The sequence below is a fragment of the Helicobacter saguini genome (assembly GCF_000762875.2).
Lineage (GTDB): Bacteria > Campylobacterota > Campylobacteria > Campylobacterales > Helicobacteraceae > Helicobacter_A > Helicobacter_A saguini.
In genome coordinates this window covers 24,240-39,414 of the sequence record NZ_JRMP02000007.1, presented here as the reverse complement: position 1 = coordinate 39,414, position 15,175 = coordinate 24,240, and the positions used below count along the sequence as shown (strand labels likewise).

Sequence of the window (15,175 nt, the reverse complement as noted above, 5' to 3'; positions counted from 1 at the left end):
CTTTAAATTACAGGTGAAATTATACTTTTAAAATGTGGGCTTTGTTTTATGAAATATATAGAATCTAGATTCTAAGCGAAGCGGTTGTAGAGAGAAAGGATGTAGTCTTTATCAAGCATTTTAGAATCTATTCGTGTGTTTATTAAATCTTTATTAGATTCTATAAAATCATCTAGTTTTACCCATTCTTGCTCACTTGCTTTGTTGGCACGGAAATCCTTAATGTAAGGGAAATGCCAGTTATTAATCTCTGTGTAATAAATAAAATCCATATTTGCAATCATACCAAACTCTTGATTTTTATACATTTTTTCTTTAGCTAAAAAATCATCTAGCTCACTCTTTTTCCATTTATCCTTTGACATTGCGACTACTTCGCCTTTGTCACTGACTAAATCTTCTATGTGCCACCAGTGTTTTCTTTGTATTAATAGTTGGTCGCCACCCTCGATAATAAAACCATTATCATATTTTTGTATATACAATTCATTATCAAATTTATGGATATGAATCCTGCCATAAAAAATGCAAGATTGATGGTCATGTATCAAATAAAAACTCTTATAAAGTTTGGCAGCATCGTGGATATGGTCGCAGTCAATTTTTAGTATCCATTCATCTTCTGGGATAAATTTTTCTATATAAGTTAGGTAGAAATATAGTTTGTTTTGCATTGTTGGCGGGTCTTTTAGTGTGACACTATAAGGGTATTTTATCGGTATAAAGCTTGGGTATTTGCGGCAGAAATCTAAGATAAATTCTTCGCTGCCATCATCGCAGTCATTGTAGCCGATTACGCCACGTTGGAATGCTGGCAGGATAGATTCTAAGCAGGCTTTGATTGTGTGGATTTCGTTTTTCACTCTTACCCACGCCCATGGATTTAGCGGGCTTTTAGGGTTTTTGGCGGCGGGGTCAAAGTCAAAGTAGCCATTGTGTAATTTGTGGTTGCGTTTAGATTCTATAAATTGCGCTGCGATTGTGGTTTGCGGATTTTTAGAATCTAGGGTAAATTTTATAGAATCTTTTTGGGTAGATTCTATGATTTTTATGGAATCTTTGGTGTTAGATTCTAAGTTTTGTTTAGAATCTTGCGTTTGGGTTTGGTTAGAATCTGCGTTATTTAGGGCATTTACCCCCCCCCCCCGTTTTTGCTACGATAATATTCGCGTAAATAGATTCTAAGTTTATAAAATGTGGGCTATTCTTATTCTCGCTAAAGTTAGGCTTTGCATCGCTAATCTCATATTCTTTATACAAAAAATCGCGATTTAAATTGATAAAATATTCATAAGGCAGGGCGTTAATATTTGCGGCAATCTCGCTTGGTACAGGCTTATCTACGTCTTTAAGCAAAATTGTTTCAAATGGATGATTTGGTCGCTTTTTTGCCTTGTGGATTTTTATTTTTCGTCTTAGTTTTCTTAGCCATAGTCGCATTTAGTTTCCTTTTAGTGATTTTAGCTCTTTTGTTAAGGTTAGTAAAGTGTCTTTAGAATCTTGCATGTGCAACTCTTGTTTAGAATCTTTTTTACCAAAAAGTTCGCCATTTACGATTTTCTTACCTATTTTTTCGCCCACATAGCCGCCGATAAGTCCAAGAGTTACCGCACCTGCTACACCGCCCATTGCAGGAAGTGCTGCCGCGCCCACTATCATAGCCGCGCGACCTAGCACCATAGAGCCGATTACGCCGCCTGCATTCTCCGCTACACGCGTAATGCAAGTGGATTTGCTAATTTCGCCTTTGTAATATTTATTGATGTCATTTGCGGATTCTAGGGCGGTTTGAGCGCACGCATTAAAGACGCTTTTTGTGATACTTGCTGGCTTGCTAACTGCCTTAAATGCGGAGTTTTTATTTTTTAAAATCGCCTTGCCACCCTCTGCTATCGCCGTTTTTAAACCCACTATGCTAGATTCCAAAATCGCATTTTTTTTAGAATCTTTGCTCTCCATAAACCTTGCCACGCCCACAAATGCGCCACTCAAAATCGCTGCTTTTGCCGCATCTTTTAAAATATTTTCTTTCATTTGATTAGTCCATACATAAAATGGTGTCCCAAACGGGATTTGAACCCATGACCTTAAGATTAGGAATCTTACGCTCTATCCAGCTGAGCTATCAGGACAAACTTTAAGATTCTATAAAAAATGTGTAAAGATTTTGCGTTTTAGATTCTATATTCTAATGGATTTTGATGGTGCCGAAGGTCGGACTCGAACCGACACAGAGTTGCCTCTACTAGATTTTGAGTCTAGCGCGTCTACCAATTTCACCACTCCGGCTTTACAAATCGTAACACTTTGGAATCTAGATTCTAACATTACTTCAAAAACGCATAATGGTGCGCTGAGTGAGACTTGAACTCACACGAATAAATTCGCCACCCCCTCAAGATGGTGTGTCTACCATTCCACCACCAGCGCGAATATAGATTCTATAGAATCTAAGATTCCACAAAATCATAGAATCTTGCAAAGTTTTATAGAATCTAAGCACTAAAATCATTGCAAAAAGCAAGATTCTAAAACGCGTTTTCTATCCCAAAAAATAAAAAACTATGCTGCCAAATACGGATTAACATAAATCGCAATAATCGCAAAAACAAGCGTATAAATAACTTGCGCTTCGATTAGAGCGATAGCGATAAACATCGTAGTTTGCAGTTTTGAGCCAAGTGCAGGGTTTCTAGCAGTCCCAGAAATCGCAGCAGAAGCCGCATGACCCATACCTATCGCACCACCAAGTGCCGCAATACCCAAGCCCACGACACCCGCAAGGACTGACAAGCCCATAACCAAGTCCGCCCCTGTAATATCGCCGCTAGTGCTAGCCGCCGCAAACGCAAATCCTACGCATGTAAAAAACAAAACAAGCAGTTTTTTCATACTAAATCCTTTCAAAAATAAACTTATGCCAATTTCGGATATGCCCCCTACTTTTAAAGCATAGTTGTTATTATATTTACAAATAGCTTAAAAAACAATAAAGATTCTAAAAAAAATAATTTTTTTGCCCTTAGATTCTATATTTTTACTCTTTTTTAAATACTTAAAAACTCTTAAGAATTCTATAGAATCTAGCCTATCACCGCTTCGAATTTTTCCAAAATAATATCTGGATTATACGACATTTTCGCCTTGCGTAAGCCCTCGATGCCTAAATCCTCCTCGCGATTTACATACTTTACATCGCTAAAACAATGCGACAAAAGCTGCTGATTTATCGCCTGATACGCGCCACGATAGTTAATATCCGCCTTTTCAATGTGAATAACGCAAATATCGCTACTCAAAATCTCGCCAAAACTAAACGCGATAATCTTGCCCTCAAAACGCAGCAGCCCCCCACGAAAGCCAAGCTCCGTGTAATGCTCAAACACATCTCGAATGCCAACACTTTCACTTAACCGCCCAACATCACTAGATTCTATATCGCCACTCCACACATCCCACACCGCCTTTAAATCGCTCAAATTCGCCGCACTAATCTCCTCAAAACTAAACCCCGCATATTCCTCAAAAAAGCGGTTCAAATGGTTTTTTTTCTTATGATATTTGCGTCCAGCAAGGCTAATTAGGTTTTGCGTTAGGTAGATATAGTCGCTCCTATCGCGGTTTAGGTGGCTTTTCACACTGCCAAAAATGCTCTCCAGCATCTCCAAATTATGCTTTTCAAGCGAGTGAAAACAAAATGGAATGCCCTTGCTATCATAAAAGTTTTTTAATTTTTTAAGTGTGGAGAGCTTATCACCCGCGCCGATAGGGAAAAAAAGAAAAGGATTTTCGCCCTTATAAGTCGTCTGTATCACCAAGCAATCATGCAAAATCGCATACTCGATAAGCCGTGCGTGCCGCCAAATAAAGAGATTCCCAAACGAAATATCCGAAATCATAAAGCTATCTTGTTTTAAATATTGATTAATTATTTTCTTGTCATCTAGCGTTATTTCTTTGAAGTTTATTTCACTTGACATAATTCGCCTTTTTGGATTCTCATTAGATTCTATAAAAAGCCAGATTCTATCAAAGTTTGTTTAAGTTTGATAAATATAAAGGTCATATTTTTAGAATCTACACCCTTGTGCGCAAATCCGTCTCATAAAAGCTACGCAAATCATTTATCCCCCATTTTAGCATCGCAAGTCGCTCAATGCCCATACCAAAGGCATATCCGCTCACATCTTCGTATCCTACGGCTTTAAACACATTAGAATCTACCACCCCGCAACCTAGAATCTCCAAAAATCCCGTGCCAGAGCAAACGCGACACCCACCCCCCTTGCAAAACATACAGCTCACATCCACTTCAGCGCTCGGCTCTGTAAATGGAAAAAAGCTCGACCTAAACCGCAAACTTACATCATCGCCAAAAATATGCTTTACAAAGCCATCCAAAATCGCCTTCAAATTTGCAAAGCTAATATTATCACCGCTCTCAACCAAAAGCCCTTCGCACTGATGAAACATCGGCGAGTGCGTTAAGTCATAATCACGCCGAAAGGTCGCACCCGTGCATATCATTCGAATGGGCGGCTTGTGCGTTTCCATAGTCCTAATTTGAATAGGGCTAGTGTGGGTCCTAAGCAGCATAGAATCTGCAAAGTAAAAAGTGTCCTGCATATCACGCGCCGGGTGGCTTTTTGGCATATTTAACGCCTCAAAATTATGAAAATCATCCTCGACAAAGCCGCCATCTTGCAAGGAAAAATTAAGGCTAGTAAAATAATCAATAATCATATCGCGCATCAAATACACAGGGTGAATGCTACCCGCACGGCTCGCGCTAAATGCGTTAAAAAGGCTAGAATCTAGCCGCTCACTTTTTAGCTTAGATTCTAAAATCTTTGCCTCAATCTCGCTTTTTTTGCCCTCAAAAATGCTCTCAAACTCTTTTTTTAGCTCATTTATCTCACTTGCGACTTCTTTTTTTAGGGCGGATTCTAACTTGCCTATTTTTGCGTAAGCTTTTGTGAATAAGCCTTTTTTACCGCTAATTTCAACCCTCAAAGTCTCGAGTAGCTCGGCATTTTCGACTTCTTTTAATTTATTTATGGAATCTTTTATTTGTGATTTTAGCTCTTGCATTTTACGCCTTTAGATTCTGTAAAAATGTGTTTTGCGGCGTGAAAATCGCCACTTTTTAAAAACTAGATTCTAGCAAAAAACTTAGTTTTTTGATAAAATTGCATAAATTTTTATGCGTAATTTTTTAGAATTTTTTATAAGGAAATGTTATGAAATTCATAGTAGGCGTGCTAGTTTTTTTAGTGTTAATCGGCATTTTCGTGGGCGTAATCATCGCCATTTTCAAGTTTTTATACTTTTTAGTCAATACAATTTTTGGGAAAAATACAGATTCTAAAGCTTATGTAGATTCTAAAGATTCTCAAATTAAAGACTTGCAAAAGCAAAATAAAGATTTAAAAGATACAATAAATCGCCTTGAAGACTACTTGCAATGGAAAAAGGATAATATAGATTCTAAGAAAATATAGAATCTAAGATTCTATCATTCACTTCCCTTTAATTTTATTAAGCCACTCGCTTAGGGTTTTCTCAAAGCCGATGTTTTTAAGCTTCACATATTTTTTGCCATTGTGATAGATTTGTTTGACCCAGCCACCAAAATCGTGCGGATAAAGATACTCTTTTGAGTGCGTTTTAAGGTGCGGCGGAATAGGCTCACTACGATATTTCACATCACGCAAAGCCGCGTCTATGGCTAAATACGCCGCATTGCTTTTGGGGCTGCTGGCTAGGTAAATCACGCATTGCGACAGGATTATACGCGCCTCTGGATAGCCGATTTTGGCGACTGATTGCATCGCGCTGTTGGCTAGATTTAACGCATTTGGGTTTGCATTGCCGATGTCTTCACTAGCTAAAATCACCAAGCGGCGCGCGATAAACTCGGGGTTTTCGCCCGCTTGAATAAGGCACGCCAAATAATACACAGCCGCGTCCGCATCACTTCCGCGAATGGACTTTATCATCGCCGAAATGTAGTCGTAGTGGGTATCCGCGGACTTTACGCCTTGCGAATTTTGCGTGATAGATTCTAAGTTTTCAATGCTTAATGCGTTATTAGAATCTAAATCCAACGCAACGCTCAAAAGGTTTAAAAATGCGCGTGTATCGCCTGTGTTTTTTTTTAAAAGCCACTCTTTGACCTGCGTAAAATCGCTTTTTGGCGGATATTTCGCCACGACTTTATCATATAAAATCGCCAAATCTTCGCTCTGCAAAGGCTTAAATTGAAATAACAATGTGCGACTTCTTAACGCTGGACTTAGTGCAAAGTAAGGATTTTCCGTGCTAGCCGCGATAAAACTAACATCGCCACGCTCTAAAATGGGCAGTAAAAACTCCTGCTGTGCGATATTTAAGCGATGCACCTCATCGATAAAAAGTATGGGCTTATAAAGGCTATTTTTATGTTTTTCTAGCTCTTTTTTTAGGCTTTCTAGCTTAAAATTTGTCGCATTAAAGCTTAGCAGTTCGCGCTCTGTAAGCCTTGCAACGATTAGGGCAAGGCTAGTTTTCCCGCTGCCTGGCGGACCAAAAAGGATTAGATTTGGCAGGTTATTATCCTTAATGCTAGAATCTAAAATGGCTTTAAGTGGCGCGCCTTTGCCTAATAAATGGCTCTGCCCGACAAAAGATTCTAAGTCTTTGGGACGAAATTCAAGGGCGATATTGCGCATTTTGTGCCTTTAAAATGTAATTTTGAAATATAAAATAGAATCATAAAGTTTTATTAATTTTAACATGTTAGTGGTTAATTAAAATACCTTGACTGATTTATCATCTCTTGCAAACTTGCGTGGTGATGTGGGGGGGTTAAGCCGATGTTAAAATCTGCGTATTTTATAAATTGCTGTCCGTGTCCTATTAGCGCGGCTAGATTAGCACGTGAATATTCTAGGCTAAAATCGCTAATATAAATATTTTCCCAAAGCTTAATATTTTGCGGTCGGTGCGTGATTTTAAAATGCCCAACGCAATCAAGGCTAAGCAGAAATTCCACGCTAAAATCATACTTTAAACATAACCTAATAATATTTTTCGCCCCCCAACTATGTGCCAAAATATAGAATCTAAAGCCATTTGATAACGCACGCGGCATAAAATCACGCAAAAAATCATAACAATTAAAAGTGATATACATACTATTAAAATCACGCACATTATTTATGCAAAACTCACGCTCCAAAGACAGCCTAAACGCCCTATACATAAGCAAATAATGGCTATCCACAAAGCCACCTATAAAGCACAAAATATTTTTAGAATCTACATTTTGCGGACTAAATTTTGTGATATTTCCACCACTTTTTTTGTATTTTTTGCTGGCAAATGGCTCTAAAATTTGTGGCATTATTACGATTGGTAACATTTTGTCCCTTTATATTTTTTAAGAATGCTACAAAAAATATTTGAAAAAAGATATAATTTTGCTATTTTTATTATTATTTTCAAAGGTTTAACATGGCTTTAGACAGCAAAAATCGCGTGTATATCATTCATGGATACGATTCTGGTGTGGATAAAAATTGGTTTCCTTGGCTTAAAAATGAGCTAGGGAAAATGGGCGTGGAAAGCCATATTTTGCCCTTGCCAAATCCTACGCAGCCTAAGCCGCAGGAGTGGCTAGATTCTATGATTTCACAGGTTTTAAATATCGGTGGCGTGGATATTAATACGTATTTTGTCGGGCATTCTTTGGGGACTATTAGCACGTTGCATTTTTTGCAATCTTTGCAGAATCTAGATTCTAAAAATCATAACTTAGAATCTAATAAAGTTATAGAATCTAAAATCGGTGGATATATCTTAGTTAGCGGCTTTTGCTCACGCGTTAAGGGTTTAGAAATGCTAAATAATTTTATTGATTTTGGCTTTGATTTTACGCGTTTGCGCGATATTTGTAGTAAAAAGCTTGTGATTAGCGCGCGTGATGATAGCATCGTGCCGACAAAATTTAGCTATGAGTTAGCGGGTAATCTTGATAGTGACTTTATCCAAACACGCAGCGGTGGGCATTTTATGCAAAGTGAGGGATATACAAAATTTCCTTTAGTTTTAGAGCAGCTTAAAAGATTTTTTAGTAATTTGTATTAAAAAATTTATATTTAAACAAAATTAATTTTTATATAATAAAATTTATTCATAACTTTATTTTGTAAAATTAACAAATTTATAGTTATAATTTGTATATGTTTAATTCAAGGAGAAAAATATGGCTGGTTATATTGAGCTAACTAATGAGAATTTCGATGCTGTGGTAAAAGAAGGCGTGTCGCTTGTGGATTTTTGGGCGCCGTGGTGTGGTCCGTGTCGCATGATTGCCCCTGTGATTGATGAGCTAGCTGGCGAGTATGCGGGCAAGGCGAACATTTGCAAGGTCAATACTGACGAGCAAGAGGAGCTTAGTGCGCGTTATGGCATTCGCAGTATCCCTACGATTTTGATAATGAAAAATGGCGAGATTAAGGATACGCTTATTGGCGCGACTACAAAGGCTGTTTTGGTTGAAAAGTTGAATGCGTTTTTATAGGATTTTAGAATCTAGATTCTATAAAGTGTGTGGTTTTTAGGTTTTAAATATTTTTAGAATCCTATCGCTCACCCACCACCCTACTAAAAAAGCGATGGTTTAGAATCTAGATTCTATCCACTCATCAAAAAGGGCGGTGGGTGGGCAATAGGCGTTCGCAAAGCGAAATTTATAGAATCTAGATTCTATAACTATCGTAAAAAGTTAAGGTTTCAAAACAATATTCTATTTTTTAGAATAAAATATGCCTTTAGATTATAGATTTTAGAATCTTAAGATTCCAAAAGTTAGAATATTTAGTATTTAAAGAAAAGAGTTTAACATGATAGATTTAGCAATTATAGGTGGCGGTCCTGCTGGGCTTTCCGCTGGGCTTTACGCCACACGTGGCGGGTTGAAAGATGTTGTATTGTTTGAGCGAGGTGCGCCCGGTGGGCAAATCACAGGCAGTAGCGAAATTGAAAACTACCCCGGTGTCGCCGCGGTGCAATCAGGCATTGATTTTATGACGCCTTGGCAAGAGCAGTGCTTTCGCTTTGGGCTTAAGCACAAGATGGCGGAGGTCTCGCGTGTGGAAAAAAGTGGCGAGCATTTTAAGATTTTCTATGACGAGGGAAATGGCGAGATGACAGCGGAGGCTTTATCCGTGATTGTCTGCACGGGTGGGCGTCCGCGCCGCAGTGGTATTAAGGGCGAGAGCGAGTTTTGGGGCAGGGGTGTAAGCACTTGTGCGACTTGCGATGCCTTTTTTTATAAGAAAAAGGAGGTCGCGGTCTTGGGTGGCGGCGATAGCGCGGTAGAGGAGGCGATTTATCTAACCAAATTTGCTTCAAAAGTGTATTTGATACATCGCCGAAGTGAGTTTCGCGCCGCGCCTATCACTTTGGAGCACGCGCGAAGTAATGAAAAAATCGAGTTTCTAACGCCCTTTGTGGTAGAAGAGATTTGCGGGGATAACGCGGGTGTGAATGCGCTGCGTTTGAAAAATGTGGAAAGCGGGGCTGAAAAGATTCTAAATGTGCCTGTAATTTTTGAGTTTGTCGGCTATGAGGTCAATAACGCCGTGCTAAAGCAAAAGGATGGCAGTTTCCTTTGTGATGTGGATAAGTGGGGGAATGTTGTCGTGGATTTGAAAATGCACACAAGTGTGCCTGGGCTTTTTGCAGCTGGTGATTTAAGAATTGATGCACAAAAGCAAGTGATATGTGCCGCAGGTGATGGCACAACAGCCGCCTTGCAAGCCATCAATTATGTCGAAGCCCTGCATAAACATAAAAACTAGATTCTAAATTTATACAAACAATAATATTTTATTAGATTTTTAGATCTAAATTCCGCAAAACATAAACTTACCAAAGGCATATAAAATTCTTATTCTATTGACTAGACTAAGTTTTATTTTACACACATTTTACATTTCAAATATTGTGATTTTACACAAGGTTTTTATACTACCTTTTCGAAATTATGGAATCTAAAAGGCTAGAGTTATGAGAGAAAAATTTGATGATTTGATGCGGCTAGATGGCGTTTCACTCACGCTTTACTTGCTGCTTAGATTTAGCATTTTTAGCACATTAGCGATTTTTGTCATTGTGATAGGATTTATCTGTATTAAGGGCGTGGGATACCTTAATCTTGGGCTTTTTGAGTGGGAATATAATAGCGAAAATGTCTCCATGATGCCTGCGATTATTAACACGATAAATATGGTCATTTTCTCCCTTGCTATTGCCGTGCCACTTGGAATCTTTGGTGCGATTTTTTTGAATGAGTATAGCAAAAGCACAAATAAAATCGTAGGAGTAATAAGTGTCGCGGCGGAAACGCTTGTAGGTATCCCTAGCATTGTGTATGGGCTTTTTGGCTACTTGGCATTTGTGATTTATTTTAAAATGGGGAATAGCTTTTTGGCTGGGGCTTTGACGCTATCTATTATGATTTTGCCTTTAGTGTTGCGTAGCGGACAGGAAGCCTTGAAAGCCGTGCCTATGAGCTTTAGGGAAGCTAGTTTTGCCTTGGGCGCTGGCAAACTTCGCACAATATTTTCTATTATCGTCCCTGCCGCACTTCCGGGAATCTTAGCAGGTGTGATTCTATCTATCGGTAAAATCGTTGGCGAATCAGCCGCACTGCTTTATACATCAGGGGCTGTGCCGCAAGTTGCCGGGCTATTTGATTCTGGCGCGACATTAAGTGTGCATATGTATACTATTTCAAGCGAAGGCTTGCACATAAATGAAGCCTATAGCACGGCTATGGTGCTAATCGTAATCGTGCTAATCATAAATATTTGCGCGAATTTTATAGCTAGACGGCTAACAAAAGCATAAAAAAGGAAAGACAATGGATAAAAAACTTAGTTTTAGTATAAAAGATATGAATTTGTATTATGGCGATTTTCATGCACTCAAAAATATCAATATGGATATTGACAAGGGCGAAGTTACCGCATTTATCGGTCCTAGTGGATGTGGGAAAAGCACATTTATAAAAAGCCTAAATCGTATGAATGATTTAGTGGATGGATGTCGCATCGTAGGGAAGATTCTATATGATGGCAATAATATTTATAGCAAAAAGTGCGATGTGAATTTGCTGCGAAAGAAAGTCGGTATGGTGTTTCAAAAGCCAAACCCTTTTCCTATGAGCATTTATGATAATCTTGTCTTTGGTCCTAAAACGCATGGCATTAAGCAAAAGGATTTGCTAGATAATTTGGTAGAAGAGAGCCTTAAAGATGTAGGGCTATGGAAAGATTTAAAGGATAGATTAAAGCAATCGGCTTTAAGCCTTAGTGGCGGGCAGCAGCAAAGGCTTTGTATCGCTAGAACTATTGCCGTAAGCCCTGATGTAATCTTAATGGATGAGCCAACTTCTGCCCTAGACCCTATTTCTACACTGAAAATCGAAGAGCTAGTCGATAAACTCAAAAAAGAATATACAATCATAATCGTAACGCACAATATGCAACAAGCCCTTAGAATTAGCGATAAAACCGCATTTTTCTTGCTTGGCGAAGTAATAGAATATGATGATACTAAAAAAATCTTTGGCAAGGCAAAAGATGAACGCACCCGCGACTACGTGCAAGGTAAATTTGGTTGATGTTTTGTGTTTGCAACATAAAAAATTGTATTTTGTAAACTTTTTAGATTTAATATTAGTATAATTAGCTTTTTTAGTAAAAACTTATGCGTTATAGAATCTAAAAGGTAGTGGAGATGACGTTACAAGAATATAAAAATGCGGTAGAAAAGTTGAATTTATGGGCGAAGCATTATTATGAGTTGGACAATCCTATTGCTAGTGATAGCGAGTATGACGCACTTTATAAGCAGGTGGAAGCTTACGAGACGGCACATCCAAACGATATAGAATCTAACTCGCCAACGCGTAAAGTGGGCGGTGAAGTGCTAAAAGATTTTAGCAAAAATGCGCATAAAAAGCGGATGTGGAGTTTGGAGGATGTGTTTGATGAAAACGATTTAAAAGAGTGGATGACTAAGTTGCAAAATGCGTTAAATCGCAATTCGTCTCATGCGCAATCTTCGCGGGAGCTTGATTTTCGCGGCGTCGATGAACCTAAAAGTTCTATCTCCTTGCTCAAATCTACGCAACCCGCGAATCTTACGCATGATACTAGAATTGCTACGCACAAATTAGATTCTATAGAATCTAGATTCAATAAAAACAACGAAAATATAGAATCTAAGATTCAAGATTCTAAGAAAAATATAGAATCTAATTTATTTTTTAACAAAGATTCTAAAAATACAGAATCTAGCCTATTTTCTAGCGATAAAAGTCAAAATATCGCCCAAGATTCCATAAATATCAACAATTTGCGTTTTTGTATTAGCCCAAAATACGATGGGATGAGCCTTAATTTGTATTACAAAAATGGCGAGCTGGTGAGTGCGACTACGCGCGGTGATGGCGAGGTAGGCGAGCTTGTGACGCAAAATGCGCGGATGATAGAATCTATCCCGCAGCGCATTCCTTTTAAGGGCGAGATTGAAATCCGCGGCGAAGTTGTGATGCGTAAAGAAATCTTTGAGATGTTAAATAAGGAGCGTGGTGAGCGTGGTGAGCCGCTTTTTGCTAATCCTAGAAATGCGGCAAGTGGGAGTATGCGTCAGCTTGATTGCAACCTTGTCAAAGAGCGAAAGCTAGATTTTATCCCGTGGGGTATCGGCTTTTGCAGTGATTTAGAATCTCTTAAAAAAATGGCAAGGGATAGAATCTAGATTCTAATGATTTTAAGTGAGAGCGGTGATATTTTGCAGTTAGTAGACTAGTCACCTTTTCCCACCAATATAGCTAAACATAAACACACAAAAGTCTTGTTATAATTCCACATTCGTAGAAACTAGTTTCTAATCTCACAAAAAGGAAAAATATGCTAGATATTGAACGCATTTATCGTGAAAATAACGCGCTTTTGCAAGGGCATTTTTTGCTAAGTAGTGGCAATCACACAGGCTTTTACTTGCAATCAGCAAAAGTGCTTGAAAATCCACGCACAGCCGAGCTTTTAGCACTTGAACTAGCCAGACAAATCAAGGCTTATGAAAGCCTAAAAGGGCTTAAGATTGATTGCGTTTGCTCACCTGCATTGGGTGGCATTTTGGCTGGTTATGAGCTGGCGCGCGCTTTAAATGTGCGATTTATTTTTACAGAGCGCGTGAATGGCGAAATGACGCTTAGACGAGGCTTTGAAATCGCTAAAAATGAAAATGTGCTAATTTGCGAGGATATTATCACAACAGGAGGGAGTGCGATGGAATCTGCCTCTTGCGTGCGTGCGGCAGGTGGCGTGGTGGTGGGCTTTGCTGGGCTTGCTAATCGTGGGTTTTGTCGCCGCGTGATTATGGATTCTACGAATTTAGATTCTAAAAATACTTTGGAATCTAAGAATATTTTGGATTCTAAGATAGAATCTAAGGGCGAAAATCACATTTCTTATAATATGGATGAAAGTAAGAGTGAGTGCAAACTAACGCAAGGATTGCCACTTTTTGCCTTGGCGGATTTTAATTTTGAGATTTTTTTACCTGAATCTTGTCCGCTTTGCAAAGATTCTAAATATGGCAAGGCATATAAACCCGGTAGTAGAAATAATTAAGCACAAACTTGCATAGAATCTAAATACCCACGCAAAATAAACATTTAAATGCTACACTTTCCTTTTTTAAAGATTCCATAAACTTAAGGATTTTAAATGTCACAAAAGCAAAAACTAACAAAGCAAGACTTAAAAATCATAGGGCTATCTTCACTTGGCGGGACGTTGGAGTTTTACGATTTTATCATCGTATTTTTCTTAGTCGATGTGATTTCTAGCCTGTTTTTCCCCCCGCATTTAAGTCCATTTTGGGCTACTTTAAACACCTATGGCACATTTGCGGCTAGCTATCTTGCGCGCCCCTTAGGCGGCATTATCATGGCGCATTTTGGCGATAAATTTGGTCGCAAAAATATGTTTATGCTATCCATTTTGCTTATGGTTATCCCTACTTTTGCCCTTGCGTTTATCCCGACTTTTGAGAGCATAGGCTATGCAGCGCCGATTTTCCTGCTACTTGTGCGTGTGTGTCAGGGTATCGCTATCGGTGGCGAGCTACCTGGTGCGTGGGTGTTTGTGTATGAGCATGCAGATTCTAAACATCGCAATACTTATATCGGCTTTCTTACCGCGTCCGTTGTCGGTGGGATTTTTTGCGGTAGTATAGTGGCGTTGTGCCTAAATCTTTACTTTCCGCCCGAAGTGATAAAAGAGTGGGCGTGGCGGCTGCCGTTCGCACTTGGCGGGGTTTTTGGGATTATTTCGATTTATTTGCGAAAATTCTTGCATGAAACGCCTGTGTTTAAACGCATGAGCGAAGAAAAGCAAATTGAAAATTTCCCGCTTAAAGAAGTGCTTAAAAACGCCCGTTCTAGCGTGATTTTATCAATGTTAATCACATTTGTTCTAACCGGCTGCATTTTGGTATTTATTTTGCTTATGCCGACCAAATTTATCGGCGATGTGATGGGCATTTCTAAGGTGAATATGACTTATATTCAAATCGTAGGCATTTCGCTTATTTCTTTTGCGTGCGCGCTAACAGGCGTTCTTAGCGACAAGTTCAGTGCGTATAAAGTGTGCGTGATTTTTACGCTTTTGTTTATGATTTGTAGCTTTTTATTTTTCCGCGAATTGTATTTTGTGCCTTCACACGACCTAACTTGGCTACTTGTTTTTTATTTTTTAACCTGCTTTTTTGGCGGCATTATGAATTTCTGCCCGATTTTTATGAATATGCTGTTTAATGATAGAATCCGCTTTTCAGGCGTCTCATTTAGCTACAATATCGCTTATGCCATCGCTGGATATATCACGCCCCCACTTGCCTTTGTGCTGCACTCCGCCGCAAAAAGCTTGTCTGCTTCTAGCTCTAGTTTGGCTTCTGGTTCTGGTGCAGTTCCTAGCGGCGCTTCTTCTGCGATAGAATCTAGCTTTTTATTGACGCATGGCTTAAGCCTTTATATGCTATTTTTGGGAATCTTGAGCCTATATGTGTGCTATGCTATGTCTAAACGCGGCATTTAGATTCTATAAAGGCAAAA

17 protein-coding genes, 3 tRNA genes and 2 pseudogenes are annotated in these 15,175 nt (G+C 38.9%); 11 read left to right on the top strand and 11 right to left on the bottom strand.

The features are described 5' to 3' along the window. Positions 1-71 precede the first annotated feature (71 nt). Positions 72-965: a hypothetical protein gene (locus tag LS64_RS05680; RefSeq protein ID WP_052062446.1), complete on the bottom strand. Its 894-nt coding sequence runs from the start codon at positions 963-965 to the stop codon at positions 72-74. Here LS64_RS05680 and LS64_RS05675 point away from each other — a divergent pair. Next, the gene (locus tag LS64_RS05675) at positions 934-1,185 is read left to right on the top strand and encodes a hypothetical protein (protein ID WP_138127262.1); all 252 of its coding nucleotides are present in this window, start codon (positions 934-936) and stop codon (positions 1,183-1,185) included. The two genes, LS64_RS05680 and LS64_RS05675, sit on opposite strands and share 32 nt — an antisense overlap. Here LS64_RS05675 and LS64_RS05670 read toward each other — a convergent pair. The 8 genes from LS64_RS05670 to pheS all read right to left on the bottom strand — a co-directional run bounded on the left by LS64_RS05670 (position 1,120) and on the right by pheS (position 5,091). Continuing rightward, on the bottom strand, positions 1,120-1,440 hold the full coding sequence (locus LS64_RS05670) for a hypothetical protein (protein WP_118988412.1): 321 nt from the start codon (positions 1,438-1,440) through the stop codon (positions 1,120-1,122). The genes LS64_RS05675 and LS64_RS05670 overlap by 66 nt on opposite strands. Further along, on the bottom strand, positions 1,441-2,034 hold the full coding sequence (locus tag LS64_RS05665; RefSeq protein ID WP_034573396.1) for a hypothetical protein: 594 nt from the start codon (positions 2,032-2,034) through the stop codon (positions 1,441-1,443). A gap of 21 nt (positions 2,035-2,055) precedes the next feature. Continuing rightward, positions 2,056-2,132, bottom strand: a tRNA-Arg gene (locus LS64_RS05660). Positions 2,133-2,202: 70 nt separating this feature from the next. Continuing rightward, a tRNA-Leu gene (locus LS64_RS05655) sits at positions 2,203-2,289 on the bottom strand. Positions 2,290-2,346: 57 nt separating this feature from the next. Beyond that, a tRNA-Leu gene (locus LS64_RS05650) sits at positions 2,347-2,430 on the bottom strand. 132 nt (positions 2,431-2,562) lie between these two features. Continuing rightward, complete coding sequence (locus tag LS64_RS05645; protein WP_034573399.1) at positions 2,563-2,892, bottom strand: F0F1 ATP synthase subunit C; 330 nt, start codon at positions 2,890-2,892, stop codon at positions 2,563-2,565. 191 nt (positions 2,893-3,083) lie between these two features. Next, positions 3,084-3,980, bottom strand: a complete 897-nt coding sequence (locus LS64_RS05640) for a DUF2156 domain-containing protein (RefSeq protein WP_034573404.1) — start codon at positions 3,978-3,980, stop codon at positions 3,084-3,086. 97 nt (positions 3,981-4,077) lie between these two features. Next, entirely contained in the window at positions 4,078-5,091 is a 1,014-nt protein-coding gene (gene pheS / locus LS64_RS05635) for a phenylalanine--tRNA ligase subunit alpha (RefSeq protein ID WP_081948383.1), read from the bottom strand. A gap of 149 nt (positions 5,092-5,240) precedes the next feature. Between pheS and LS64_RS05630 the strand changes: the two genes are divergently transcribed. Continuing rightward, positions 5,241-5,501 carry a bZIP transcription factor gene (locus LS64_RS05630; protein WP_034573407.1) on the top strand — a complete coding sequence of 87 codons (261 nt, stop codon included), beginning with the start codon at positions 5,241-5,243 and terminating at the stop codon, positions 5,499-5,501. An 18-nt stretch (positions 5,502-5,519) separates the two neighbouring features. On the opposite strand, the gene LS64_RS05625 is transcribed toward LS64_RS05630, so the two are convergent. Both LS64_RS05625 and LS64_RS05620 read right to left on the bottom strand, forming a co-directional pair. After that, complete coding sequence (locus tag LS64_RS05625) at positions 5,520-6,710, bottom strand: replication-associated recombination protein A (RefSeq protein ID WP_034573410.1); 1,191 nt, start codon at positions 6,708-6,710, stop codon at positions 5,520-5,522. Positions 6,711-6,784: 74 nt separating this feature from the next. Next, a complete protein-coding gene (locus LS64_RS05620; protein ID WP_034573413.1) occupies positions 6,785-7,402 on the bottom strand; it encodes a hypothetical protein in 618 nt (205 codons plus the stop codon). A 92-nt stretch (positions 7,403-7,494) separates the two neighbouring features. Here LS64_RS05620 and LS64_RS05615 point away from each other — a divergent pair, with 92 nt between their 5' ends. The 9 genes and pseudogenes from LS64_RS05615 (at position 7,495) to LS64_RS05580 (ending at position 15,158) form a co-directional block, all read left to right on the top strand. After that, complete coding sequence (locus tag LS64_RS05615; protein WP_034573415.1) at positions 7,495-8,127, top strand: RBBP9/YdeN family alpha/beta hydrolase; 633 nt, start codon at positions 7,495-7,497, stop codon at positions 8,125-8,127. Positions 8,128-8,245: 118 nt separating this feature from the next. Next, positions 8,246-8,563, top strand: coding sequence for a thioredoxin (gene trxA / locus LS64_RS05610; protein ID WP_034573418.1), 318 nt, complete (start codon positions 8,246-8,248; stop codon positions 8,561-8,563). Between the two features lie 322 nt (positions 8,564-8,885). Continuing rightward, positions 8,886-9,845: a thioredoxin-disulfide reductase gene (gene trxB, locus LS64_RS05605; RefSeq protein WP_034573421.1), complete on the top strand. Its 960-nt coding sequence runs from the start codon at positions 8,886-8,888 to the stop codon at positions 9,843-9,845. Positions 9,846-10,053: 208 nt separating this feature from the next. Next, the gene (gene pstA, locus LS64_RS05600; RefSeq protein ID WP_034573424.1) at positions 10,054-10,896 is read left to right on the top strand and encodes a phosphate ABC transporter permease PstA; all 843 of its coding nucleotides are present in this window, start codon (positions 10,054-10,056) and stop codon (positions 10,894-10,896) included. A 13-nt stretch (positions 10,897-10,909) separates the two neighbouring features. Further along, positions 10,910-11,671, top strand: coding sequence for a phosphate ABC transporter ATP-binding protein PstB (gene pstB, locus LS64_RS05595; protein ID WP_034573427.1), 762 nt, complete (start codon positions 10,910-10,912; stop codon positions 11,669-11,671). Between the two features lie 116 nt (positions 11,672-11,787). Beyond that, positions 11,788-12,045, top strand: a pseudogene (locus tag LS64_RS13190) (NAD-dependent DNA ligase LigA); the annotation flags it as partial. A gap of 18 nt (positions 12,046-12,063) precedes the next feature. Then, positions 12,064-12,762, top strand: a pseudogene (locus LS64_RS14085) (hypothetical protein); the annotation flags it as partial. A 203-nt stretch (positions 12,763-12,965) separates the two neighbouring features. After that, entirely contained in the window at positions 12,966-13,691 is a 726-nt protein-coding gene (gene pyrE, locus LS64_RS05585; protein ID WP_034573431.1) for an orotate phosphoribosyltransferase, read from the top strand. A 96-nt stretch (positions 13,692-13,787) separates the two neighbouring features. Then, positions 13,788-15,158 (top strand): MFS transporter, encoded by a 1,371-nt coding sequence (locus LS64_RS05580; RefSeq protein ID WP_064773736.1) that lies wholly within the window; start codon positions 13,788-13,790, stop codon positions 15,156-15,158. Positions 15,159-15,175 lie beyond the last annotated feature (17 nt).

Coding starts and splice junctions, on each gene's coding strand:
- LS64_RS05615 (WP_034573415.1), top strand. CDS start 7,495: ATGGCTTTAGACAGCAAAAATCGCGTGTATATCATTCATGGATACGAT.
- pstB (WP_034573427.1), top strand. CDS start 10,910: ATGGATAAAAAACTTAGTTTTAGTATAAAAGATATGAATTTGTATTAT.
- LS64_RS05640 (WP_034573404.1), bottom strand. CDS start 3,980: ATGTCAAGTGAAATAAACTTCAAAGAAATAACGCTAGATGACAAGAAA.
- LS64_RS05670 (WP_118988412.1), bottom strand. CDS start 1,440: ATGCGACTATGGCTAAGAAAACTAAGACGAAAAATAAAAATCCACAAG.
- LS64_RS05620 (WP_034573413.1), bottom strand. CDS start 7,402: ATGTTACCAATCGTAATAATGCCACAAATTTTAGAGCCATTTGCCAGC.
- LS64_RS05580 (WP_064773736.1), top strand. CDS start 13,788: ATGTCACAAAAGCAAAAACTAACAAAGCAAGACTTAAAAATCATAGGG.
- LS64_RS05645 (WP_034573399.1), bottom strand. CDS start 2,892: ATGAAAAAACTGCTTGTTTTGTTTTTTACATGCGTAGGATTTGCGTTT.
- LS64_RS05665 (WP_034573396.1), bottom strand. CDS start 2,034: ATGAAAGAAAATATTTTAAAAGATGCGGCAAAAGCAGCGATTTTGAGT.
- trxA (WP_034573418.1), top strand. CDS start 8,246: ATGGCTGGTTATATTGAGCTAACTAATGAGAATTTCGATGCTGTGGTA.
- pstA (WP_034573424.1), top strand. CDS start 10,054: ATGAGAGAAAAATTTGATGATTTGATGCGGCTAGATGGCGTTTCACTC.
- LS64_RS05625 (WP_034573410.1), bottom strand. CDS start 6,710: ATGCGCAATATCGCCCTTGAATTTCGTCCCAAAGACTTAGAATCTTTT.
- pheS (WP_081948383.1), bottom strand. CDS start 5,091: ATGCAAGAGCTAAAATCACAAATAAAAGATTCCATAAATAAATTAAAA.
- pyrE (WP_034573431.1), top strand. CDS start 12,966: ATGCTAGATATTGAACGCATTTATCGTGAAAATAACGCGCTTTTGCAA.
- LS64_RS05630 (WP_034573407.1), top strand. CDS start 5,241: ATGAAATTCATAGTAGGCGTGCTAGTTTTTTTAGTGTTAATCGGCATT.
- trxB (WP_034573421.1), top strand. CDS start 8,886: ATGATAGATTTAGCAATTATAGGTGGCGGTCCTGCTGGGCTTTCCGCT.